The 23,298-nt window shown below is 57.6% G+C and carries 19 protein-coding genes; 15 read left to right on the plus strand and 4 right to left on the minus strand.

Annotated features, from left to right (window positions below; all coding sequences use genetic code 11):
* The first annotated feature begins 45 nt into the window (after positions 1-45).
* The 3 genes from ELR57_RS08115 to ELR57_RS08125 all read left to right on the plus strand — a co-directional run bounded on the left by ELR57_RS08115 (position 46) and on the right by ELR57_RS08125 (position 3,306).
* The gene (locus ELR57_RS08115; RefSeq protein WP_370452228.1) at positions 46-1,422 is read left to right on the plus strand and encodes an ammonium transporter; all 1,377 of its coding nucleotides are present in this window, start codon (positions 46-48) and stop codon (positions 1,420-1,422) included.
* A 61-nt stretch (positions 1,423-1,483) separates the two neighbouring features.
* Entirely contained in the window at positions 1,484-2,563 is a 1,080-nt protein-coding gene (locus tag ELR57_RS08120; protein WP_126958523.1) for a DUF294 nucleotidyltransferase-like domain-containing protein, read from the plus strand.
* A 5-nt stretch (positions 2,564-2,568) separates the two neighbouring features.
* Positions 2,569-3,306, plus strand: a complete 738-nt coding sequence (locus ELR57_RS08125) for an exonuclease domain-containing protein (protein WP_238162445.1) — start codon at positions 2,569-2,571, stop codon at positions 3,304-3,306.
* On the opposite strand, the gene ELR57_RS08130 is transcribed toward ELR57_RS08125, so the two are convergent.
* Complete coding sequence (locus ELR57_RS08130; protein WP_126958524.1) at positions 3,303-3,725, minus strand: M67 family metallopeptidase; 423 nt, start codon at positions 3,723-3,725, stop codon at positions 3,303-3,305. The genes ELR57_RS08125 and ELR57_RS08130 overlap by 4 nt on opposite strands.
* Before the next feature lie 83 nt (positions 3,726-3,808).
* Complete coding sequence (locus tag ELR57_RS08135) at positions 3,809-5,119, minus strand: MFS transporter (protein ID WP_126958525.1); 1,311 nt, start codon at positions 5,117-5,119, stop codon at positions 3,809-3,811.
* 154 nt (positions 5,120-5,273) lie between these two features.
* Here ELR57_RS08135 and ELR57_RS08140 point away from each other — a divergent pair, with 154 nt between their 5' ends.
* Complete coding sequence (locus ELR57_RS08140; RefSeq protein WP_126958526.1) at positions 5,274-5,855, plus strand: TlpA family protein disulfide reductase; 582 nt, start codon at positions 5,274-5,276, stop codon at positions 5,853-5,855.
* A 70-nt stretch (positions 5,856-5,925) separates the two neighbouring features.
* Here ELR57_RS08140 and cimA read toward each other — a convergent pair whose 3' ends face one another.
* Positions 5,926-7,533 carry a citramalate synthase gene (gene cimA, locus ELR57_RS08145; protein ID WP_126958527.1) on the minus strand — a complete coding sequence of 536 codons (1,608 nt, stop codon included), beginning with the start codon at positions 7,531-7,533 and terminating at the stop codon, positions 5,926-5,928.
* A gap of 392 nt (positions 7,534-7,925) precedes the next feature.
* On the opposite strand from cimA, the gene ELR57_RS08150 reads away from it, so the two are divergent.
* The 8 genes from ELR57_RS08150 to ELR57_RS08185 all read left to right on the plus strand — a co-directional run bounded on the left by ELR57_RS08150 (position 7,926) and on the right by ELR57_RS08185 (position 19,061).
* The gene (locus ELR57_RS08150) at positions 7,926-9,209 is read left to right on the plus strand and encodes a DNA polymerase IV (protein WP_126958528.1); all 1,284 of its coding nucleotides are present in this window, start codon (positions 7,926-7,928) and stop codon (positions 9,207-9,209) included.
* Between the two features lie 119 nt (positions 9,210-9,328).
* Positions 9,329-9,565, plus strand: a complete 237-nt coding sequence (locus ELR57_RS08155) for a ferredoxin (RefSeq protein ID WP_126958529.1) — start codon at positions 9,329-9,331, stop codon at positions 9,563-9,565.
* 512 nt (positions 9,566-10,077) lie between these two features.
* Entirely contained in the window at positions 10,078-11,070 is a 993-nt protein-coding gene (locus ELR57_RS08160; protein WP_126958530.1) for a substrate-binding domain-containing protein, read from the plus strand.
* Positions 11,067-12,530: a sensor histidine kinase gene (locus tag ELR57_RS08165; protein WP_126958531.1), complete on the plus strand. Its 1,464-nt coding sequence runs from the start codon at positions 11,067-11,069 to the stop codon at positions 12,528-12,530. The genes ELR57_RS08160 and ELR57_RS08165 overlap by 4 nt, the downstream gene beginning before the upstream one ends.
* On the plus strand, positions 12,505-13,830 hold the full coding sequence (locus tag ELR57_RS08170) for an AraC family transcriptional regulator (protein ID WP_126958532.1): 1,326 nt from the start codon (positions 12,505-12,507) through the stop codon (positions 13,828-13,830). Before ELR57_RS08165 ends, ELR57_RS08170 begins: the two co-directional genes overlap by 26 nt.
* Before the next feature lie 215 nt (positions 13,831-14,045).
* Positions 14,046-15,473, plus strand: coding sequence for a sugar porter family MFS transporter (locus ELR57_RS08175; protein ID WP_126958533.1), 1,428 nt, complete (start codon positions 14,046-14,048; stop codon positions 15,471-15,473).
* Between the two features lie 171 nt (positions 15,474-15,644).
* Positions 15,645-17,471, plus strand: a complete 1,827-nt coding sequence (locus ELR57_RS08180; protein WP_158629963.1) for a CHASE2 domain-containing protein — start codon at positions 15,645-15,647, stop codon at positions 17,469-17,471.
* An 81-nt stretch (positions 17,472-17,552) separates the two neighbouring features.
* Positions 17,553-19,061, plus strand: coding sequence for a L,D-transpeptidase (locus ELR57_RS08185; RefSeq protein ID WP_126958535.1), 1,509 nt, complete (start codon positions 17,553-17,555; stop codon positions 19,059-19,061).
* Positions 19,062-19,086: 25 nt separating this feature from the next.
* Here ELR57_RS08185 and ELR57_RS28090 read toward each other — a convergent pair whose 3' ends face one another.
* Entirely contained in the window at positions 19,087-19,230 is a 144-nt protein-coding gene (locus ELR57_RS28090; protein WP_192896547.1) for a hypothetical protein, read from the minus strand.
* A gap of 208 nt (positions 19,231-19,438) precedes the next feature.
* On the opposite strand from ELR57_RS28090, the gene ELR57_RS08190 reads away from it, so the two are divergent.
* From ELR57_RS08190 to ELR57_RS08200, 3 genes are all read left to right on the plus strand, one after another.
* Positions 19,439-20,533 (plus strand): quinone-dependent dihydroorotate dehydrogenase, encoded by a 1,095-nt coding sequence (locus ELR57_RS08190; protein ID WP_126958536.1) that lies wholly within the window; start codon positions 19,439-19,441, stop codon positions 20,531-20,533.
* 91 nt (positions 20,534-20,624) lie between these two features.
* Positions 20,625-21,440, plus strand: a complete 816-nt coding sequence (gene yjbM / locus ELR57_RS08195; protein WP_126958537.1) for a GTP diphosphokinase — start codon at positions 20,625-20,627, stop codon at positions 21,438-21,440.
* A gap of 139 nt (positions 21,441-21,579) precedes the next feature.
* Positions 21,580-23,292, plus strand: a complete 1,713-nt coding sequence (locus ELR57_RS08200; protein WP_126958538.1) for an RsmB/NOP family class I SAM-dependent RNA methyltransferase — start codon at positions 21,580-21,582, stop codon at positions 23,290-23,292.
* The last annotated feature ends 6 nt before the right edge of the window (positions 23,293-23,298 follow it).

Below are 23,298 nucleotides of genomic sequence, written 5' to 3' on the forward strand. Positions count from 1 at the left end.
TTTCTTAAAATGTTATGAAACATTACACGTAGGGAGTGGTCGGTAGTGGTCAAAAAGAGTTTGCTCGCAATTGGCGCAATGCTCATGCTTTTCCCAACTATGGCATTCGCAGCAGATGGTGATGGCCCTTCAGCGGCGACTTTGGACATGGGACTTAATGCCCTGTGGATCCTGGTTGCGGGAATTCTCGTCCTCTTGATGCAAGGCGGCTTCATTCTCCTGGAGACAGGTTCGACTCGCATGAAGAATGCCGGACACGTGGCAGGCAAGACGATCTTCACCGTAGGTCTTGTTTCTCTGGTCTATTGGGCGGTCGGCTACGGCTTCTCCTTCGGCGGGGACGCGGGCGAAAGCTTGAACAAATTCATCGGCCTCGGCAACTTCTTCTTCGATCCATCGATCGTAGCGGCAGAGGGCGACAGCTATCCTTCTACGATCTTCTTCGTATTCCAGCTTGCCTTCGCGGCGGTATCGCTGTCGATCGCATGGGGCGGCTTCGCGGAACGCGCCAAGCTGTCCGTATACCTCATCTTTACTCTGGTCTTCGGCTCGGTCATTTATCCGGTCATCGCTCACTGGATCTGGGGCGGCGGCTGGCTCGCGGAAGACGGCTCCCAAGACTATGCCGGATCGACGGTCGTTCACTTGACGGGCGCAATGGCGGCGTTCGCCGCTACGATCCTGCTCAAGCCGCGGATCGGCAAGTACAATAAGGATGGCTCCGCGAACGAGATTCTCGGCCACAACCAAGTATTCACTTCTCTTGCGGTTCTCCTTCTGTGGGTTGGCTGGTTCGGCTTCAACGCCGGTTCCGCAGTAGCGGTCGGCGACGGCTTCTTCGGCTATGTGGCCTTCACGACTCAGCTCGGCGCTGCAGGCGGCGCGGTTGCTGCGCTGCTGATCTCCTGGCTGGTCAAGGGCAAGGCGGATATCGGCGTCACGCTGAACGGCGCGCTTGCCGGTCTGGTTGCCATCACCGCATCTTGCGCATACGTAGAGCCTTGGGCTGCGGTCGTCATCGGCCTCGTTGCCGGCGTGCTCGTCTTCCTGAGCCAAATGTTCTTCGAGAAGATCAAAGCGGACGACCCGATCGCCGCCATGTCCGTACACGGCGCGGCCGGCGTATGGGGCACGCTCGCAAACGGCCTCTTCGCGGCACCTGCTCTCGTTACGCAAGTAGGCGTAGGTAAAGAAGGTCTCTTCTACGGCGGCGGCGGACATCAGCTGTGGGTCCAATTCGAATCCGTTGTCGTGTGCGGTGCTTACGCATTCGCGGCTTCCTTTATCGTTCTCTGGATCGTTAAGCAAATCATCGGCCTCCGCGTCACGGAAGAGCAAGAAATCATCGGTCTTGACCTTAGCGAGCACGGCAACTATGGTTATCCGGAAGCTCTTAAAAAATCCGGGACGGCTAGTGTATAATTAAAGAAATATCTAGTCGGCCGTTGATTTACTGGCGTCCGTTCAGGAGGGAAGAAGCCGCATGTCCACTCTCCAATGGGAGAAGCGGCTGCTTGACGTCACCGGCGCCGGAGATCCGGATAGCTTACGGAAGATAAGGGAAGAGGAGCAGATTCGTCTTCGAGCGAATCTCTCCTCTTCTCCGGTGATTGAACTGGTCGGAGATCTCAACGAGCTGCACGACTTCCTTATCGGAAAAGCGTTGAAGCTCGCCGAGATCGAAATGGCACGGTTGGGGCATGGCGCTCCTCCCGTGCCTTATGCTTATCTGCTCTTCGGAAGCGGCGGGCGGCGAGAGCAGACTTTCAGCAGCGATCAGGATAGCGGCCTTATTTATAACGATCCGCAGAATGAAGCAGAGGCATTGGCTTACGAGAATTACTTTCAGACGCTTGCGCAGATCGCGGTGGGCTACTTAATCGATATCGGCTATCCTCCTTGCGAAGGGAACGTGATCGCCTCCAATCCGGAATGGTGCTTGCCGATCTCGGCATGGGAGAGGAAGCTCGACGCTTGGTTTGAAGAGCCCACATGGGAGAACGTGCGCTACCTGCTCATCGTCGCGGACGGCCGTCTGGTCGGAGGAGACAAGGAGCTGGGGGCGAGATGGAACAACCGTTTCTATCGGGATTTCCTGGGCACTCCGGTCATTGCGAGAAGAATGATGGAGAATACGCTTCGTCATAAGGTGCTTGTCGGCGTGTTCGGCCAGCTGCTTACGGAGAGATACGGCGAATTGGCCGGCAGCTTGGACATCAAGTACGGAGCTTACATTCCGATGGTCAACGTGTTTCGCTTGCTGGCGGTGCACGCAGGTTTAAAGGAGACTAGCACGATCGGGCGGATTCGGGCTTTGGAGAAAGCGGAAATCCTGTCTCCCCGAGAAGCGAAGGAATCCGTAGAGGCATTCGAACTCATTCTGAAGCTGCGTTTGAAGGCCGTAACGAAGGATGAGAACGGCCAATGGGTTGGAACCGGCGTGCTTCCGGTTGCCGATCTGAAACGGGAATGGAAGGTCCCCTTGAAGAAGGCGCTGAAGCTCGGACGCAAGCTCCAACGCCAGGTGGAGAAGGAGATGCGATACCGCTTCGGCGGGAGGTGAACAGCGTGAAAGAGCCTAAGAGCCCGATGGGGCGCATGTGGCATTTGTACAAAATGGGAGGGATAACTCCCGCGATCGCTTCGATGCTTGGTTCTGCCAACGCTCAGCAGATGGCTTTTATTCGTTCAATGTCCCGCGATCAACGGAAGGAATCCGCTTTGGATACGCCCCTGACCGAGATGGATGCCGTCGTGTTCGATCTCGAGACGACGGGGTTCAACCCTTATAACGGCGATGAGATCATGTCGATCGGCGGCGTGCTAATCCGAGGCGGGGAGCTTCAGGAAGCTGAGCCTTTCTATACCTTGGTCAATCCCAGAAGGAAGATTCCTAAGCATATTACGGAATTGACCGGCATTACGAACGAGATGGCGGAGGAAGCTCCCGATCTCATGCAAGGGCTGCACGACTTCCTGGATTTCGCGGGAAAAAGGGTTCTGATCGCGCACGGAAGCGGCCACGACAAGCAATTCCTGAACGCAGCCCTATGGCGGACGTCTAAGATCAACCTGACTCACCGCGTGCTGGACACGATGATGGTTGCCAAGTGGCTGGAGCCGAAGCGGAAGAGCTATGGCCTGGATGAGCTCCTGGAGACCTACGGCGTCGACGTGACCGTTCGTCATCACGCCCTGCACGATTCGGTGATGACCGCGAAGCTATGGTTCCAATTCCTGCCCATCATCCAATCCAAGCAAGTGGTAACGATAGGCGATTTATATGCTTATTTAAGCAGGCATTAAACAGCGACCAGAGGAACGGGGTTCCACTCCGCGCCGCGCCTGCTGTAGACGCGCGCTTCCCGATGGTCCCCTTCGAGACCGATGATCCAATACGTTCCGCATCCATCCCACCCTTCGGCGTCCTGAGCGCTGGGAAGGGCGGGACCCCGTGGATGGGAATGCCACAAGCCGACGACTTCTCGTTGGTTTTTTTGCGCTTGGATACAGAAAGCAAGCCATTCGGACGGCTCGAAGCGGAAGGAAACCTGAGGTTCCGCTGCGATATTGCGCAGAAGCCGAAAGCCATCGACCCAAAGCTCCCCGGCTTTCCGAACGCCTGTCAACGCGCCGCAGCTTTCGTAGGGCAATCGAGCCTGGCATTGCCGATACAAGTCATTCAAGATCCGCTCTGGAATCCGGCATCGCTCCAAGTTCTCCATGATATCCTCCGTTTGGCTGAATGCATCCAGTATGAAGGATGGACACGCGTCCCGCAACGTTATTCGGTTCGGGCAATAAGCGATTATTTCACTTGCTTATCAGGCTTAACAAGGAAAAAGACCGCACACAACGTCACGAAAGCGAGAACCGTAACGGAGATGAATACCGTTCTCTGCGAGATGCCCATCATCCAGCCGAAGATCGGAGGACCTAAGGCAACTCCGAAAAAGCGGAGACTGCTGTATAACGAAGTAATCATGCCTCGTTCGGCTTTTTCGACTACTCCCGTAATCATCGTCGTCAAGCAAGGCAGGAGCATGCCCGTGCCGATGCTTCCCACGCTCAGCAGCCCGATAAAGACGTACAGATTCTGGTTCAGCCAGATGGCGCAGGCATAAGCAGCCACCGTCAGGATAAGGCCGATGTTGATGAACCAGCGAATCAGCACCCCGTTCTTGCGTACGATGATTCCCGTCAAATAGGCAGTCGTCACCATGAAGAAAAGAGGAATGGCCAACACGAAGCCCTTGGTTACGCCGACAATCTGATAGGGCTTGTCTTCCAGCATATTGGAGAGGAAAAACAGGACCCCGAACAGAGTAAACATGGACACGGCGCCGGCCCAGAACGAGACCAGCATCCACCGTCCGTTTTTGGCGAAGATCGTTTTGATTTTATGGAGGTATTCCTTTAATCGAATCGGTTCGGCTGTTTTCTTGGGCTCCTTGATCAAGAATAACAAGGCAAGGACCGCAAGGAGACAGAAGCCGGGGAAAGAGAAGAAAGCGGCATACCAGACGATCAGGGCGAACAGGGAACCCAGAATCGGACTCACGACTTTGCCCGTTCCGTTGGAGGCCTCGATTAAGCCGAGAGCCTTGCTCTCTTCCGCATCCTTATATAAGTCGCCGACGAACGCCATCGCGATCGGCGTCGTTCCGGCGGCGCCGATTCCCTGAATCGCCCTTGCGCCAAGCAAGAGGCCGTAGTTATGCCAGACGGCGGCGAACCCGGACAGAATTCCGGCTGCGCCGTAGAGGATCAAGGCGGGAATCATGACTTTCTTGCGGCTGAAGCGATCGGATAGATAACCGGCAATCGGAATGATAAGAGCTGCAGTAATCGAGAATAATGTCACGACAAGGCTGCTCTGAAAGGAGGAGATGCCCAGCTCGCGCCTCAGAGTCGGGAGAATCGGAACGATCATGGAATTGCCGAGCACAAGCACGAGAGGGACGGAAGCCAATGCGAGGTACTCCCATACTTTTCCTTTCCCCTTGGGCTTGGCTTGGTTGGCTTCGCCGCTTTGGTCCTGAGTACGGGAGGAAGACTCCATGTCGCTGGTGAAGGTGACCCTGAGTTTGCGTTTGGCTTGGGCCGATGACGAAGACATGCTGCTCCTCCTTCATGTCGATTTGAGATGCGCGAACAGGGGTAATGTACCCTTTAGGGAAAGGCGGCATGCACTTCATTCGGTTGAAAAGATGGAAGGTTGTTTCGAAATGGGGTAAGATAAGGATCAGAGTTCGAGGAAAGAAGGAACAGCGATGAAGCGCAATCAGATTATTATCATTCTAGCCTTCTTATGCATCATTGGAATCGTCCTGTGGAGTTCGCTAGGTAACGACAAGAAGGAAGCCCAAGCGGTCAACGAACAGAAGGCGGGATCGGAAGTCGGCCAGACGGAGCTGAGAACGGCGCCCGTGCAAGGCTCGCTCGCTCCGGCATTCCAATTGTCTTCCATCGATAAGAGTACCCAATATTCGGTCGGAGGCAAGAGAGACAAGCTTCTCATCGTCAACTTCTGGGCTTCTTGGTGCGGGCCTTGCGATATGGAAGCACCCGATCTGCAGAAGATCTATGAGAAATACGGCGACCGGGTAGACCTGTACGCCGTGAATGCCACGAAGTACGATACCGTCCACGGCGCGAAGGATTTCGTGAAGGAGAAGGAGATCGAATTCCCGGTCATGATGGACGTAGACGGCAAGGTCGGGGACGATTATAAGGTATTTTCTTATCCCATCAGCTTCATCGTGGATAAGGACGGCGTCGTTCGGGAACGGATCGAGGGCGTTCAACCGCTGGAGAAGTGGGAGAAGATGCTGGATGATCTGTTGGACGCATAAAAGGAGTTAAAGCAAAAGGCGACGTTAGGGGTTCCTAACGTCGCCTTCTTATTTGCGGCTAAGGGTGTGATCAGTGGTTGACCAGGCCGATCGATTCCGGCAATTCATCGACGATGTGGGTGCTCTTCTTGCCGATGAGAGCGTAGCGAATGCTGTCCACGAGAGCTTCCCAGCTGGCTTCGATGACGTTGGAAGAGACGCCGACCGTGTTCCAGGTGTCCTTGAAGTCGGACGATTCGATCAATACGCGAACTTTGGCCGCGGTGGCGTCCTTCTCGTCCAAGACACGAACCTTATAGTCCGTCAAGTGAACGTTGGCAATGCTCGGATAATATTGAACGAGCGCCTTGCGAAGCGCGTTATCCAGCGCGTTGACCGGTCCGTTGCCGTCCGCGATCGTATAAACTTGCTGGTTATTGACGCGAATCCGCACGATCGCTTCGGTCACCGTATTGGCTTCCGACTTCTCGTACAGGATCTTGAACGATTCGATCGCGAAAGCGGTCTCTTCGTTGCCGAAGGCATCGCGAAGAAGCAGCTCGAGGGAGGCGTCCGCGCCTTCGAACTGGTAGCCTTGATGCTCCAGTTCTTTGATACGGTCGATGATCTGGCGGGATTGCGCAATCTGCTCCGCATCAAGGCCAAGCTCTTGGGCCTTGGAGAGAATGTTGCTTTGTCCGGCCAGCTCGGATACGAGCACGCGCTGCTTGTTGCCGACGAGCTCCGGAGAGATGTGCTCGTACGTCTTGGAATCCTTCATGATCGCGGACACGTGAATGCCGCCTTTATGAGCGAATGCCGCGTTGCCGACGTACGGCTGATTGACGGGTTGAATCATATTGGCGATCTCGCTGACGTATCGGGAGACGCTCGTCAGCGATCGGAGCTGGTCGTCGCTCACGCAGCTGTAATTTTTCTTCAATTGCAGGGTAGGGATGATGGAGCACAGGTTCGCATTGCCGCAGCGTTCTCCGTATCCGTTGATCGTTCCTTGCACCTGACGGGCTCCGGCGTCGATAGCGGAAAGCGTATTGGCGACGGCCAGTTCGCAGTCGTTATGGGTATGAATCCCGATCGGAGCATCGATGATACGGCATACGTTCGACACGATCTCATGAATCTCGTTCGGGAGCGTGCCTCCGTTCGTATCGCACAGGACGATCCAATCGGCTCCGGCTTCTTTGGCTTTCGCCAAAGCGGCGATCGCGTATTCCGGGTTCGCCTTGTAGCCGTCGAAGAAGTGCTCGGAGTCGAAGATCGCTTCCATGTTGTTTCTCTTCAGATAGGCAATCGATTCGTAGATCATGGCCAGGTTCTCTTCGAGCGTCGTCTGGAGCGCGGTGTGAACATGGAAGTCCCAAGTCTTGCCGACGAGAGTTGCGGCCAGCGCCTTCGAATCGATCAATTGCTTCAGATTGATGTCTTGCTCGCAGATGCTGTTCTTGCGCCGCGTGCTGCCGAAAGCCGTCAATTTGGCCTTGAGGTTCATCTCTCGGGCGCGCTTGAAGAATTCAATGTCCTTGCTGTTGCTTCCGGGATTGCCGCCTTCGATATAATGAACGCCCAGCGCATCGAGCTTCAGAGCAATCTTGAGTTTATCCTCTGCGGTGAGACTGATTCCCTCTCCTTGGGTCCCGTCGCGGAGAGTGGTGTCGAAGATGCTGATTGAAGTGGTCATGAAGTACGTGATGCCTCCTACCCTGAGTCCTTATAACAAAACCATTCTAGATATTATAACATGCCTGCATGGAAAAGTAGAGGGACAAGGTGCTTTAAAAGTGCTTATTTGGCGCGGCCGGAACGGGGGGGAGCTTGCTCGATACGCTCATTTGTTCGTATAATGATTGCATATTGGATTAGATGGCGGAGAAGGAGGGACTGCCTTGGAGGGACAGCTGGAACCAATCGTGCTGCAAGGAAATAAGGCAGTTCTGAGAACCCTGACGATAGAAGATCTGGAGACGCTGTATCGTTTGAGATACAGGGAAGAAGATCCCGAATGGAAGAAGTGGGATGCTTCGGGAAGAGTGGGAGCAAGCGAATTCATGAGCAGAAGGAGGGAAGGCAGGCATGGACGGACGGCGCGGAAGAATCATTCTGCACATGGACATGAACGCCTTCTATTGCTCCGTGCACGCGGCGGAGGAACCAAACTTATACAAAGGCAAGGCGACTGCCGTGGCGGGAAGCGTCGAGCTTCGCAAAGGGATTGTCGTGACGAGTTCGTACGAAGCCAGGGCGAGGGGAGTCCGAACCGGCATGACGGTTCGCCAGGCGCAAAGAATCTGCCCGGAGCTGATCCTCATCCGCCCGGACTTCGATTTGTATCGCCGGTATTCCCGGGCATTCCTTCGGATCAGCAACAGCTATACTCCCCTCGTCGAGGCCGTGTCGATCGACGAGTGCTATATGGACATTACGGGAAGCGGGCAGTTCGGAACGCCGCTCGAGATTGCGGAGGCCATCCAGAGAAGGGTCCGCGAGGAATTGAACCTTCCTTGCTCGATCGGAGTAGCCCCGAACAAGCTGCTTGCCAAGATGGCATCGGATATGCGCAAGCCGAATGCCATAACGGTTCTCCGCCGAAGGGACGTTCCTGCCGTTCTCTGGGACAAACCTTGCCAGACCTTATTCGGAATAGGGAAGAAGACGGCGGAGAAGCTAACACGGATTAACGTTATGACCATAGGGCAGCTGGCGAACGCGGACGCGAAGCTGCTCCAAGATAAATTCGGGGTGTATGGGGAGTGGATGAAGCGGGCGGCACACGGTATCGACGAGGCGCCGGTGGAGCCGCAGCGTGAGGCGGCGAAGTCGATCGGGCATACGACGACGCTTCCGGCCGACCTTACCGAGGAAGAGCAATTCAAGCATGTCCTGCTGAATCTGGCGGACCAGACGACGAGACGTCTCCGGAAGCAAGGAATGGTATGCTCAACCGTATCCATCACGATCCGCGACCCGGACATGAAGACGATCACCCGCGCGGCCGCCTTGGACTCGCCGACGGAATCGACGGACGACGTGTATCGGGTAGCGTGCAAGCTGATGGAACGCAATTGGAAGAACGGGCAGCCGGTTCGCCTGCTCGGCATTACGCTGCAGAGCTTGACGGAGAAGAAGGAGACGCCTATCCAACTGGATCTGTTCAGCTTCGAAGAAGCGCCGCGCAAAGAAGAATTGAATAAGGTGATGGATCGATTAAGGGATAAGTACGGGGAATCCGCGGTCCTCACGGCCGGCATGTTGACCGACGATCCGTCTTCGCTTATCCGCAATAAGAAACTGCGCGGAACGTCGCTCCAGACCGATTTTTTGCGGGAACAGGATCCGCATGGAGAGAACGATTATTAAGCGTGGTTCAACATGGGTACAATCTTCAAATTCGTTTGATCTAATCAGGTTTTTATATTATATTGGACAACAGAAGTACTCTTTCTTATGTACTTGTGTTCGATTAAGGAGGATCTGCAATGGCTAAATTTACTTACGTGGATAAGGACACATGCATCGCATGCGGCGCATGCGGCGCGACGGCTCCGGACATCTACGACTATGATGACGAGGGCTTGGCCGAAGTTATCTTCCAAGGCGATGGCAATCATGGCAACACGGAGATTCCCGAAGATCTGTACGACGATCTGCAGGATGCTTGCGACGGATGCCCGACCGATTCCATCAAAGTGGCCGACACACCGTTCAATAATTAAGCGGATAGCAAGCGGCTCCAAGTGGAAGCTTGCAGAAGCGTGACCGACCTCCCACGGGCGTTTAGCCTAGGGAGGTTTTTATTGTTGCGGGGATTGCGGACTCCTAACGGAAATTTGGGACCTTTAGAGGCGCAGATCGGGGTCGTTTGGATTTTAAAGGAAGTAGCGGCCCTTATTTTGGCGATCCCCTCCCTATTTGAGGCTAAAATGTATTTTAAGCGTCGCATATTTCCGTAAGAGTTTAATTAGTTCTTTTTCGGGCCTGTAAGGGGCTGAAATTTCCGTTAGCCGTGAGCCGCAAGCCGAATGACGGTAGCGGACGGCTTTATACTGTAAGCTAAAGCCGCAAGCCGCAAACCGATAGCCGCAAACCGATAGCCATGAGTCTTAACCGATGTGGAAAATAGGGCGGCTGTCGATGGAATCGTTAAAGGGCGGCGATGATAGCGATCGGAACGTTTGCGGTATAATGTGGGGGAGATAAAACCGAGCCCATTAAGAAGGAGCATGGAATGTCGAACCGTATCTGGAATGTAACCCTCCTCCTTCTCGCCTGCGCTTTTCTAACCCTGCTTATTCTCTTCGCGTTCTCGGCTGGGCACACCCGGGATCTGGCCCTTCAGCTCCGGCCGGAGAGCGCGGCGGAGCATCCCCCTTTGCGCGTTGCGCTTATCTCGCAGGAGCTTAACAATCCGTTCTGGAGATCGATCGAGGAGGGAGCGCGCGCTTCCGCGCAGCGGAATGGCATGACGGTCGAGTATGCAGGGCCTTTAAGGAATAATGCCGAGGAGCAGATCCGCCTGATGGAGAAGGCAGTCGCTTCGGGAGCCGACGCGCTGATCCTACAAGGGCTGGGCGATCCGGCTTACGCGAAGCTGATCGACGAGGCTTCGGAACGCGGCATTCCGGTCGTCACCGTGGACGCGGATGAACCGACGAGCAGGCGCATTGCCTACGTGGGAACGAACAATCGGCTGGCGGGGGAAACGATGGGAGAGCTGGTCGTCGGGAACTCGGGGGAATCCGGCGGGATCGGCGTGCTGCTTGGAAGCGAAGCGACCAACCAGAAGCTTCGGCTCGAAGGATTCCGCTCGGTGGTCGGCCGGAATCCGAAGCTCTCCATCGTTGACGTTCGGATCTCCCATATCTCCCGTCTTCAAGCGGCGAAGCAGGCTCAAGAGATGCTGCTGGAGCATCCGGATCTGAAGGCGATCGTCGGCTTCAGCGCGCTGGACGGAGCGGGAATCGCGGAAGCGGCGGCTTTGACGGGCTCCTCGGACGTGCGCGTCTTCGCTTTCGACGATCTGGAGAACACGAGGCGAGCGATTAGGGAGGATCGAATCGAGGCGACGATCGTTCAGAGTCCTTATGGAATGGGAGCGAAAGCGATCGACATTCTTCATGACTTCCTTCAAGGCAAGAAGATAAACGAGATGAACTACTCGGCCATTCGCGTTCTGGATAAATCCGCCCTCCCGGCAGAAGAGGAAGGGGAAGAGCGATGACCATCCGTGCCAAGCTTCTGATCGTCATTCCCCTGCTCGTCCTGCTTGCGAGCGGAGATTATTTCTTCTTGTTCCGGAGCACGGCGGTCGTTCAACGCAGCTATAACCGGATGATGGACCGGGTGCTGGGCTACCAACAGTCCATACAGAGCGCCGAGCAATCTCTTGAATCGCTTTACGGCTTCCTGCTAGACCCGAGCTCCGCCAAGCGATCGGAAATCAGCTCGCGGCTGGATGAGCTGGTTCGTCAGCGCGAGGCGCTCGAGCAAGGAGGGTATACGCCTGCGATGGCTTCATCGGCTGTCGGATATGTCCAACTGCTGCATACGCTGACGGAACAGGAGGTTGCCGCACTCTCCGCAGCGGCATCTCCGGCGGACGCTCTCGCCCGTTACGAATTGGCGGAGAAGACCGTCGGTTACATTCGGGAGTCGGGGGAAGAGCTCGTCAAGCTGGAGCTCAGCTTCGATCGTCCGATCTTCCGCAGCATCCAGGGGGAGAATGCCAGAATGAACAAGCTCGGCGCATCCATACTCGCGGTTCAGACGCTACTCGGCGTCGCGCTGGCCTACTGGATCTCCCGCAGCGTCACGGTCCCGGTCGAGCAGCTCGTTCGGGCGGCGAAGCGCGTATCCGAAGGCAAGCCGCAAGAAGCGCTGCCCGTCCTTCCGTCGGCCGCCTCCAAGGACGAGCTCGGCGTATTGACGGGCGCCTTCCTGCAGATGCTGGCCGATCTGAAGAAGTCCGCGGAACGGGACCGCGAGCGGCTGGAGCAGAGCCGCTTGGTCAAGGAGCTGGAGCTGCGGGCGCTGCAGAGCCAGATCCATCCTCACTTTCTGTTCAATTCCTTGAACGTGCTGTCCAAGCTCGCGCTGATCGAAGGGGCGGAGAAGACGAGCGATTTGATCGTATCCATGTCGAAGATGATCCGTTACATTCTTCGCAACCCCGACGAGCCGGTTACGCTAAGGGAGGAGCTGGGGCACGTGGCCGACTACGCGGCCATCCAGCAGGCGCGATTCCGCAATCGCATCCGCTTCTCCATCCATGCGGACGAAGCGGCGCTTCCGACCCGCGTTCCTTCGCTCACGATTCAGCCTCTCGTCGAGAACGCGTACGTGCATGGCGTCGAACGGCTGGAGAACGGCGGAGTGATTCGCTTATCCGTGGAGACCGACGGCGCTTGCGCGATCGTCACGGTGTCGGACAACGGAGTCGGCATGGATGAAGCGACCAAGCAGGCCCTCCTGCGCATGGACTATGAAGAAGAAGCTTCATCGGATAGCTTGTCGACGGGTCTTGGCACCCGAAACGTTTTTCGCAGGCTGCATTTGTTCGGAGGCTTGAACGATGCGGTGTCGATCCGCAGCGCGCCGGGAGCCGGTACGACGGTAACGATCCGCATCCCCATGAATAAGGAGGACGAGAAGAACGATGTACCGCCTGTTGATCGCGGATGACGAAGCGCTGGAGAGAGAAGGCTTGGAGTGGATCGTCCGCCGCATGCTGCCGGATACGTTCGAGATCCTGCACGCCGAGAACGGCAGGCAGGCGATCGAGCTTGCCGACGAGAGGCGGCCGCATATCGTCTTCATGGACGTGCAGATGCCCGGGATTCAAGGACTGGACGCCTTGAAGGAGATTCGGGCGATGCTCCCCGAGGCCAAGTTCGTGCTGGTAACGGCCTACGATTCTTTCGCTTATGCCAAAGAGGCGATTCCCCTGGGGGTTCGGGACTATATCGTGAAGCCGGCCGGACGGGAACAGATCGCGGCTCTCTTGAACAAGCTGGTCGAAGAGCTGGAGAAGGAAAAAGGGCGCCGCGCGGAGCAGTTGGAGCTGAAAAACAGGGTATCGACGCTGCAGCCTCTTGTCGAGAACGAGCTTGCCCTCATGTTAATGGTGGATCAGGTGCTGGACGCGGACATCGGGCAGCTCTCGGAGTGGCTGGACTTTCCGCTCGAGGATTGCCGCTGCTTCGTCGCCGCTTTCCCTTCGCATGAGCCGGCTCCGGCAACCGATCGCCGGACGTTATTCGAGACGATCCGCCGCTTCGCGAAGTCGAACGGCCAGTGCCTCGTCAGTTCAATTCTGGAGCATCACCTCGCGATCTTCCTCAAGAGGCCTTCCCCGCAAGCGGGAGAATGGAAGGAGGAGGCCGTCCGGTTCGCGCAGCGGCTCGGAGAGACGGTTCGAGCCCAGACGGGATGGGATATCTCCGTCGGCATCGGGAGCCTTAGCAGCGGGGCGGAAGGACTTCGCAACTCGTATTTCGAAGCGGTATTCGCTTCAACCCTGTCCCGGAAGGAAGGGGGGGCGAGCCTCTTCGACGACCTGAGGCAAGGGAAGGCGGAAGGTCTCCCTCCCGGGAGCTTCTCGGAGGATCGGGGCTACGTTCTGTCTGCGCTCATCCGAATCCGCGAGATGAGAGAGGAGCAAACCTCCTCCGTCATCGACCGGTCCAAAGCGTACATCAAGCAGCGCTTCGCCGAGGAATTGTCTCTGGAGGAGGTGGCGAACCATGTCCATCTGAATCCGTTCTACTTCAGCAAGGTGTTCAAGCAGCATGTCGGCGAGACGTTCATCGACTTCTTGACCGGGGTGCGGATCGATAGGGCCAAGCAGCTTATCGAGGAGGATCGCCTCAGCTTTAAAGAAGTTTGCTACGAGGTCGGCTATAAGGACCCGAACTACTTCAGCCGGGTATTCAAGAAGGTAACCGGCGTCGCTCCGTCCGAATATCGGGTTCGCAATCCATGATTGCCCAGAAGTCCATGCCGCCGCGGCATGGACTTTGTTGTTCAGCCCCCTCAATAAAGTGCAGATCGGCAAGGCGAAGAAGAGGGGCAAAGGTCCTCGGGAAGATAAGTGCGGGTTCTGAGCAAAATAATGCTGATTCTCGCTGAGGTCGCGAACCGAAACGGGTGTTATACTGAAACCCGCTTCGCAAGAAAGCATCGGAAGGAGACTTACTTATGACCTCAAAAGCCAATCTTAACGGGCATTCCGACAAACCGAACATGCGGTATGTCACGCTCGTCTCGATAGCCGCGGCGCTGGGCGGCTTGCTGTTCGGTTTCGACACGGCGGTCGTGTCCGGGGCCATCGGCTTCTTGGAAGATAAATTCCAATTGAACGATTTTCAAGTCGGTTGGGCGGTGTCCAGCCTCATTATCGGGTGCATCGTAGGCGCCGCCGCCTCAGGTTGGCTTAGCGACGGCCTCGGGCGGAAGAAGGTTCTGATCGGCGCGGCGATCCTGTTCATCATCGCCTCCATCGGTTCGGCGGTGCCCGAGACCTTCACCGGCTATATTGTCGCCCGCATGATCGGAGGCCTCGGCATTGGCGTCATCTCTACGCTAAGCCCGCTGTACAATGCGGAAATCGCGCCGGCCCGTTACCGCGGACGGTTGGTCGCCTTTAATCAGTTCGCCATCGTCAGCGGCATCTTTCTGACCTACTTCGTCAATTCCTGGTTAGCGGGGTTCGGGGACGACGCTTGGGACGTCTCGACCGCTTGGCGCTGGATGTTCGGCATTGGCGCGGTACCGGGACTGTTCTACATGGCTATGCTGTTCATCGTGCCGGAGAGTCCCCGTTGGCTGATCAAGCAAGGCCGCGCGGAAGAGGCGCTGCCGGTTCTGATCCGGATCCACGGGGAAGAAGCGGCCAAGCAGGAAGTGCGCGAGATCAAGGAATCGTTCAAGGAGAAGAAGACGCCGCTGCGCGAGCTGTTCAAGCCGGGCTTGCGCTTCGCCCTCTTCGTCGGGGTCGTCATCGCCGTGCTGCAGCAAGTGACGGGCATCAACGCGATTCTCTATTACGCTCCCGAGATTCTGAAGGAGACGGGGGCGGGGACGAACGCCGCCCTCATCCAAACCATTCTCGTCGGTTTCATCAACTGCGCGTTCACGATTCTGTCCATCTGGCTTATCGACAAGGTGGGACGTAAAGCGCTGCTGCTGGTCGGCACGTCGATCATGGCCGTAAGCTTGATCCTGATCGGCTTCGTCTTCCACACCGGGCACAGCTCGGGGTACCTGGTGTTGGGACTGATCCTGGTTTACGTCGCGGCATTCGCGATCTCACTCGGGCCGGTGGTCTGGGTGCTCTTATCCGAGATCTTCCCGAGCCGCGTGCGGGGAAGAGCGACCGCGATCGCTTCGATGGCGCTATGGGCGGCAGACTATGTCGTTTCCCAATCGTTCCCTCCGCTTCTTAAATCGGCGGGACCTGCCGGAACGTATTGGATCTTCGGAGCGCTCGCCCTGTTCACGGTGCTCTTCACCTGGAAGTTCGTGCCCGAGACGAAGGGCAAGTCGCTTGAAGAGATGGAAGAGATGTGGGCGAGCCGGGAATCCGGGAAAGCAGGAAAGGCAATGCGAGAAGCCAGCAATCCGTAACAGGCGATTGAACGACCCGAGAGACGTTGCCATTGGCCGCTTAGCCGAGGCAACGTCTTTTTGGCGTACCGCCGGACGATCTCCGCAGAAAATGACATTTTTCATCAATCTCCCGCCTTCATGCGTTATAATAGGAACGAATTGTCAGATTCTCATAGGGTGGGAAGCGGATTGAGAGAGAAAATCAAGAGGATCGCGATCGTGCTGAATGTTCTTCTGCTGATCGCGGTCTGTCTCGTCTATCAACAGAAATCGCTGCAGAAGATCGACAACCTGATCTTCGATTACGAGATGAAGCAAGCGGCCGGGCATCAAGCGAAGGACATCGTCGTCGTCGCGATCGACGACGAGTCGCTGCAGGAGCTTGGCCGATTCCCGTGGGACCGCGCCGTCTATGCGCCTTTTCTCGATGCGTTGAATCAGCCGGGGTACGAGCCCAAGGCGATCGCCTTCGATATCGTGTTCAACGAGGCGTCGGATCCCGATAGCGACGCCGCGTTCGCCGAGACGCTGGCCGCTTACGACAATATCATCCTTCCGGTCGTCGGAGTGACCGAAGGCGACTTTACGAACCGCACGACCTTGCATCGGGATGAATATATGAAAGCCGTTAGCATTCAGGGCCCGATTCCCTCCTTCGCCGAGCATGCGCGTCTCGCGAATATCAACCGGGTTGTCAGCGAGGACGGCGTCATTCGCCAGACCGTGCTCAAGATCGCTTCGGAGGAAGGAGAAGCCGTCCCTTCCCTTGGCTATGTCGCGGCGGAGATGGCGGGGGCGGATCTCGGCAAGTACGATCGGCTGACCGATCCCGACAAGCGCTTCGACCGGAACGTCGTGGCCAAGAATACGATGACGATCGATTATCAGCTGGTGCAGGACGACGTGATCACGGTGCCGTTCGTCCAGGTGCTGAACGGGGAGATCGACCCCTCCGTCTTCAAGGATTCGGTCGTGCTGGTCGGCTTCACGGCGGCGGGGTTGTCCGACGACAGCGGCCAGGATTCCGGAGTAACGCCGATCGACAAGCATATGAGACTGGTGTACGTTCATGCGAACATCATCAACCAATTGTTGAACGGGACGACGGTCGGCTTCGTGCCGGATTGGGCGACTCTGCTAGCGACGCTGGTCCTTTTCGGCCTCTTTATTCTGATTCCGTGGCGCCTTAAGAACATCTACTCGATCCTCTTGTTCTTGGTCGTCGCGGCGATCCTCTTATTCGGAGGACAGCAACTGTACGAGACGAGCGCCGTGCATGCGAATATCGTGTACGCGCTGTTGGCCATGACGCTGGCGTATCTGGCGAACGTCTCCATGAAGTCGTATCTGGAGAGCTCGCAGAAGAGCTTCGTCACCCGGCAATTCGGCCGCTACTTGTCTCCCGATCTGGTCAAGGAGATCGTCTCCAAGGATATGGACATCGAACTGGGCGGGGATTCGAAGGTCCTCACGATTCTGTTCCTCGACATCCGCGGGTTCACTCCGCTGTCGGAGAAGCTGACGCCGGCCGAGCTCGTCGATACGCTGAACACGATGTTCAATATGATCACCCAGACGGCGCTTAGCAACCGGGGAACGATCGACAAGTTTATCGGCGATGCCGCGATGATCCTGTTCAACGCTCCGCTAGACGTGGAGGACCATGAACGGCTGGCCGTGAAGACGGCATGGGAGATCCAGCGAGGCATGAACGCCATCCGAAGCCAGATCTCCGAGAAATACGGCTGCGAGGTTAATGTAGGAATCGGCATCCATACCGGCGTCGCGGTCGTGGGCAATATCGGATCCTATCTTCGGGTCGACTATACGGCGATCGGAGACAACGTCAATATCGCGGCGCGAATCGAATCGCAGACGAAGCCGGGTCAGATCCTCGTCTCGGAAGCGGTCTATGAGAAGACCAAAGAGCATTTCGATTACGGGGATTCGGAAGAGAGAATGTTCAAGGGCAAGTCCCAAGCCATCCGGGTCTATGAGGTTGTTCGTCCGGCGTAATCCTAGCGGCTATAAATTCCGGCTCTCCTGACCGATATAGGTGACAAGAGAACAACGAGAGGTGCCGGAAGGAGCGGAATCGTGAGTCGGGACGATCGACTGGAGAAGCAGATCAACGAATTCTATGAGCGAAGTCCGGAGTTGGCGGATTCTCTGCCGATGAAGGATTATTTATTGAAGCACGAGAACAATCAGATGGCGTGGTATCTGTTGGGCAAGCAGTATGCGGCCAAGGGCGAAGAAGGCAAAGCGAACTACTGCTTCGCTCAGGCGGGCTCGATCTATGAGGCTTTCGAAGCGAAAGAGAACCCGCTGCTGCAAGCGTCTTTGCCTTCGTCGTCCGCTGCCAAGGGCAGGGGGAAAAAGCGCAAATACTTGATCGCCGGCCTGCTTCTACTTCTGGCGGGAATGGGCGCCGGAGTTCTGATCGGAAGGGAGGCGGCCGCACCGGCGGCGGATTCTCCTTCGGCGGGAGCGTCCGTCCAGGGACAGGCTTCGGCGGAGCCAGGCGATTCCCGCGGAAAGCCAGCGACGGGCAAGCCTGCCGGCGGCAAAGGAACGGCGGCGGGCAAATCGAAGGCGGAGCTGGCTTATGTCGCGGGTGCGGCGGATTCCCAGTCGGACGGTCCGCTAACCCTTGGCGCCCTGCTGATGAAGAGCGCGGCGCCGTCGGCATCGCTGCTCGTTCAATCGCCGGTCCTGGACGGCAAGTGGACGGATTGGCAGAAGAGCGGCTTGCCGCTCGCCGAAGTGCGGCCGTCTTCTTCGGAAGAGAAAGCGGAGGTCGACTGGTTCGATTCGGGCTGGTGCCCGTGCGGAGTCGGCCAAGGGCAAGACAACGCCAAGGCCAGGCAGCAGGTCGCAGCCTGGAAGCCCCTTCAGGAAGGCAAGCTCGTGCTGAGATCCGCCGTCAATCAATACAAGGCGCGCACGGGCAACTGGCCCAAATCGGCGGAGCAGCTCGCGGCCGATTACCCGAACAACGCCATGTCCGGCTGGAACGAAGAGATGGGCGCTTGGTTCGAGGAATTGAGCGAGGAACTGACCAAGGTGGACGGCAAGCTTCCGTCCTCCGCGAGTTGGCCGAAGGCAAGCGGCCCGGAAGCGGGAAGCGGACAGCCGGCCGGCAAGCTCGCCGCGCTCGCCAGCCAGCCGCTTGAGATTATCGTCGACAAGTCGAACCACCGGCTTGCCGTCGTCAGCGGCCAGGTGCTGCTTCGCAATTATGAGGTAGGGCTCGGCGCCGGCCGAACGCCGGTTGGAACGTTCGTCATCTCCGAGAAGGTACGCAATCCGAACGGAAGCTCCACCGGCCCTTACGGGAGCCGCGGGATGGCGCTGTCGGACACGCTGTACGCCATCCATGGGACGGACGAGCCGGACAGCATCGGCAAGGATGAGTCCAAGGGCTGCATTCGGATGAACAAGGCGGACTTGGAGGAGTTATACGATCTGGTCTCGCTCGGAACGAAAGTGACCATCATGCAAAAGGGTCTGCCCCAAGAGCTGCGCGTGCCGACGGAGAGATTCCATCTGAAGCCTTCGCAGAACGAGACAAACCCCGATAAGAAATATGAATGGCTGGACTAGACTGTTAGACGTTAAACGTCAAAAATCATACGTTCAGGATCAAGAGGACGGCCACCGCGACGATGACGACGGCGACGATGCTTCCGATCCATATTAAAGCCCGTTTATTGACCTCTTCTTCTTGCTTGTGACGAGGGGTGACGGGCGGTTTTTTTTTGGCTGCGCTCACGATAATCAACCTTTCTATTATTATTGAAAGAAATGGCTTGTATTAATTGTAAACGGTTGCTACCCAAAAAGCCAGATGCGTTATGCAAGGGAATGGCCATTGTTCCCTTTTCTTTTCGCCAAGAAAAGGCTAAACTGATACCCGAAGGTTTTGTTTCTGCTAGGACAGCGGAAGACGCGCCATGACGGAAAGGATGTAAGACGTTCTCATGTACAAATTGGTCAAACCCTTGTTCTTCAAAATGGATGCCGAGGCTGCCCACCATCTGGTGGTAGACGGACTTGGAACGGCGGCCCGGGTCCCCGGGATGCCTTCCCTCTTATCCGCCATATGGGGAGTTCGCGAGCGCGCGGAGCTGGCGGTCGATCTATTCGGCATGCATTTCTCCCATCCCGTAGGACTGGCTGCCGGCCTGGACAAGAATGCGAAAGCCGTTAACGGCTTCTCGCGTATCGGACTCTCGTTCATGGAGGTCGGCACGGTGACGCCGAAGGGCCAGCCCGGCAACGAGCAGCCCCGTCTGTTCCGGCTTCCGCCGGATGAAGCGCTGGTCAATCGAATGGGCTTCAACAACGATGGGGCGGAAGCGATGGCCGAGCGGCTTGCGGGGCTCGCGCGCAGGCCGATTCCGATCGCGGTCAACATCGGGAAGAACAAGACGACTCCGAATGAGAATGCGGCGGACGATTACCGGGAGTGCATCCGCTTGCTCTACCCGCACGGGGATTTCTTCGTGGTCAATATCAGCTCGCCGAACACCCCGGATCTGCGCAAGCTGCAGCACGGGGACGAGCTTCGCCTGCTGCTGGATGCGGTCCGGGACGAGATGGGCAAGCAAGCCGCGGCGCTCGGAGGGAAGCCGAAGCCGATTCTCGTGAAGATCGCGCCGGATAACGACGAGACCCAGCTGGCCTATATGGCGGAAGCGATTCGGGCAAGCGGCATGTCCGGGATTATCGCGACGAATACGACGATCGGCCGCGACGGTCTCACGCATCCGAATGCGAAGGAGACCGGCGGGCTGAGCGGCCGTCCGCTTACCGAGCGTTCGACCGAGATCATTCGTTCGCTATACGCGCTGACAGAGGGCAAACTGCCCATTATTGGCTCGGGAGGAATCTTCTCCGCTCAGGATGCTTATGATAAAATCCGGGCAGGCGCGAGCTTGATCGAGGTCTATACGGCCATGATCTATAAAGGCCCGGGCGTTATTAAAGAGATCGCGGGCGGCTTGCGCCAGCTGCTGAAGCGGGACGGCTATGAACGAATCACCCAGGCGATCGGCGCCGATCATCGCAAATAACGATTATCGGGGACAGAGCTGCCTAAGCCCGAACGCTGCATCATTAGGCTTGTATGGAGCGGGGGCTGCGGCGCGGAAAGGAGTTGGCGGAATGGACGGCAGGGATTGGAACAAATTTTTGCTTCCTTACCAACAAGCGGTTGAGGAGCTTAAGATCAAATACAAGGGGCTCCGTACCGAGCTTAAGGCTCGCGACGAGTACGCGCCTATCGAATTCGTGACCGGCAGGGTCAAGAGGATCTCCAGCATTCTCGAGAAAGCGAAGCGGCTTAGCGTGCCGCTCGACCAGATCGAGACGGGGATCGAAGATATCGCGGGCATCCGGATCATGTGCCAATTCGTTGAAGACATTCATCGGGTGGCGGATTTGGTGCGCATGCGCAAGGATATGAAAGTCGTCTACGAGAAGGATTACATTACTCATTACAAGGACAGCGGCTATCGCAGCTATCATATTATCGTCGAATATCCAATCCAGACCTCCATCGGTTCGATGCCCGTGCTCGCCGAGATTCAGATTCGGACGCTTGCGATGAACTTCTGGGCGACGATCGAGCATTCGTTGAATTACAAGTACAAGGAAAAGCTGCCCGAAGACGTGAAGGAGCGGCTGTTCCGAGCGGCGGAGGCGGCGGCCAAGCTGGACGAGGAGATGTCCAGCATCCGGCAGGAGATCGTCGACGCCCAACAGGATTTCGAGGGCAAGAGCGGCATCGTCCGCAAGGTCCTTAACGATATTCAAGGCTTATACTTCTTCCGCCGGGTTCGCGAAGCGGCGCAGTTCCAGCTGCGATTCAACGAGCTGTGGGAGCAGGAAGACGTATGGGGCCTTACGGAGCTGTCCGGCGAGCTCCAGGAAGCTCTGCTGAGAGCCCGGAAGGGCGTATCGGATAGCTCGTCCGAATAGGCAAGGCGGGCAATCCGCCGCCTATATGAAGTTCAGCTAGCGGAAGCAACCGGGGCCGATGGGGCTTCGGTTGCTTTCTGTGTTAGAATGGAAGTCATCAGAAGTCGGGGTTGAACCTGCAAGGAGGCTTACGGGGCGAATGCGGCTTCCGGAAAAATTCGAGAGTACGATGAGATCGCTGCTGGGAGAGGAAGCGGAGGCTTTCTTCGCGACCTATTCGCAGCCAAGAACGTCCGGTCTTCGCTTTAACGGCTTGAAAATCGGATACGAGGAATACGACCGCAGGTTCGTTCAAGCCGGAGAAGGGAGCTTCGGGGACGGGAAGCGTCCGGCTGCCGCTATTCCATGGGTGCAAGGCGGCGTCTATACGGAGGAAGAGGATCGGCCCGGCAAGCACCTCCATTATTATCTGGGCTTGTATTACATACAGGAACCGAGCGCCATGCTTCCCGCCGAGCTGTTGGACGTTCGTCCGGGCCATAAGGTACTCGACCTGTGCGCGGCTCCGGGCGGCAAATCGACGCAGCTGGCGGCGAAGCTTCAAGGACGAGGGCTGCTTGTCGCGAACGACAACGCCGCGGAGCGCACGAAGGCGCTGGCGAAGAACGTGGAGCGGGCGGGAGCGGCGAATGCATTGGTCGCGAACGAGGAACCGGCAGCGCTGGCCGCTGCCTTCGGGGACTTCTTCGACCGGGTTCTGGTGGACGCCCCTTGCTCCGGGGAAGGCATGTTCCGCAAGGACGAGGAGATGATCCGCCAATGGGAGCGCCATTCGGTCGAACGATGCTCCCTCATGCAGGAGGAGATTCTGAGGGAAGCCGCGAAGCTGGTCGCGCCCGGAGGCAAGCTCCTGTATTCCACCTGCACGTTCTCCCCCGTGGAGAACGAGGCGTCGATCGCGAGATTCTTAAGCGAGAATCCGGAGTTCGAGGTCGTCCCGGTCGAAGCTCCGCCGGAATGGGGACTTGCCTCGGGACGGCCCGATTGGCTGATCGAAGAGAAGCGGTTCGGCCTTGGCGGCGACAGGCTTGCGTCGATCGCGGGAACGGTACGCGTCTGGCCGCATCGCGCGCGCGGCGAAGGGCATTATGCGGCGCTGCTCGTCCGCAAGCCGGGCGGCGACGCGGGGGCGGAGGTCTCGGCTGCCGGAGCCGCACCGGCAACTCAAGCCGAAACCGCAAGGGCAATGGGCGAGGCTAAGGCAATGGCGGCGGCAGAGGCAACGGCGGATGCGGCGGCTCGCCCGACAGGCGCGGGCCTTGGCGACGGATGGTCGTTTCCGCGGCTGGCGGAAGCCCCGGCGGCGGGCAAATCTCACCTGAAGGCGGCTGTAGACCGGAAGCGCTCCGGACGCGGCGACGCTCCGCGCGGACAAGGCTCGAAGGGCGCGCCGGCCGCCGAGGAAGACCCGAGAGAGAAGCTGCTGGCCTTCGCCCGGGAAATCCTGCCGGACTGGCGGCCCGAAGGCCGGCTCTACCGGAGAGGGGAGCAGCTTTATCTGCAGCCGAACGAGCTGCCGGAGCTGGGCCGCTTGAACCTTGTTCGGCCGGGTCTCTTGCTCGGATCGGCGACGAAGCACCGCTTCGAGCCCTCCCAGGCGCTGGCGATGGGCCTGCGGATGGAAGACGCTTCGCGGTCGCTTCGGCTGCGGAGCGGCGAGGACGAAGCGCTTAAATACATGAAGGGCGAGACGCTTCATCCGTCCCCGGAGCGAATCGTCGGACCGGCCGGGGCTCCGGCGCCCGGCAGAGGCTGGACGCTGGTGTGCATCGACGGATTTCCGGCAGGCTGGGGACGTTGGGACGGAACGATCTTGAAGAACGAGCTTCTGCCCGGCTGGAGATGGGTATGAGGCTTA

The organism is Cohnella sp. AR92, from assembly GCF_003990975.1.
Taxonomy (GTDB): domain Bacteria; phylum Bacillota; class Bacilli; order Paenibacillales; family Paenibacillaceae; genus Cohnella.

What these genes read in the sequence shown, in the direction of transcription:
- ELR57_RS08120 (WP_126958523.1), top strand. Translation starts at nt 1,484, where the DNA reads ATGTCCACTCTCCAATGGGAGAAGCGGCTGCTTGACGTCACCGGCGCC.
- cimA (WP_126958527.1), bottom strand. Translation starts at nt 7,533, where the DNA reads ATGACCACTTCAATCAGCATCTTCGACACCACTCTCCGCGACGGGACC.
- ELR57_RS08140 (WP_126958526.1), top strand. Translation starts at nt 5,274, where the DNA reads ATGAAGCGCAATCAGATTATTATCATTCTAGCCTTCTTATGCATCATT.
- ELR57_RS08200 (WP_126958538.1), top strand. Translation starts at nt 21,580, where the DNA reads ATGCGGCTTCCGGAAAAATTCGAGAGTACGATGAGATCGCTGCTGGGA.
- ELR57_RS08150 (WP_126958528.1), top strand. Translation starts at nt 7,926, where the DNA reads ATGGACGGACGGCGCGGAAGAATCATTCTGCACATGGACATGAACGCC.
- ELR57_RS08160 (WP_126958530.1), top strand. Translation starts at nt 10,078, where the DNA reads ATGTCGAACCGTATCTGGAATGTAACCCTCCTCCTTCTCGCCTGCGCT.
- ELR57_RS08130 (WP_126958524.1), bottom strand. Translation starts at nt 3,725, where the DNA reads ATGGAGAACTTGGAGCGATGCCGGATTCCAGAGCGGATCTTGAATGAC.
- ELR57_RS08135 (WP_126958525.1), bottom strand. Translation starts at nt 5,119, where the DNA reads ATGTCTTCGTCATCGGCCCAAGCCAAACGCAAACTCAGGGTCACCTTC.
- ELR57_RS08155 (WP_126958529.1), top strand. Translation starts at nt 9,329, where the DNA reads ATGGCTAAATTTACTTACGTGGATAAGGACACATGCATCGCATGCGGC.
- ELR57_RS08170 (WP_126958532.1), top strand. Translation starts at nt 12,505, where the DNA reads ATGTACCGCCTGTTGATCGCGGATGACGAAGCGCTGGAGAGAGAAGGC.
- ELR57_RS08175 (WP_126958533.1), top strand. Translation starts at nt 14,046, where the DNA reads ATGACCTCAAAAGCCAATCTTAACGGGCATTCCGACAAACCGAACATG.
- yjbM (WP_126958537.1), top strand. Translation starts at nt 20,625, where the DNA reads ATGGACGGCAGGGATTGGAACAAATTTTTGCTTCCTTACCAACAAGCG.
- ELR57_RS08190 (WP_126958536.1), top strand. Translation starts at nt 19,439, where the DNA reads ATGTACAAATTGGTCAAACCCTTGTTCTTCAAAATGGATGCCGAGGCT.
- ELR57_RS08165 (WP_126958531.1), top strand. Translation starts at nt 11,067, where the DNA reads ATGACCATCCGTGCCAAGCTTCTGATCGTCATTCCCCTGCTCGTCCTG.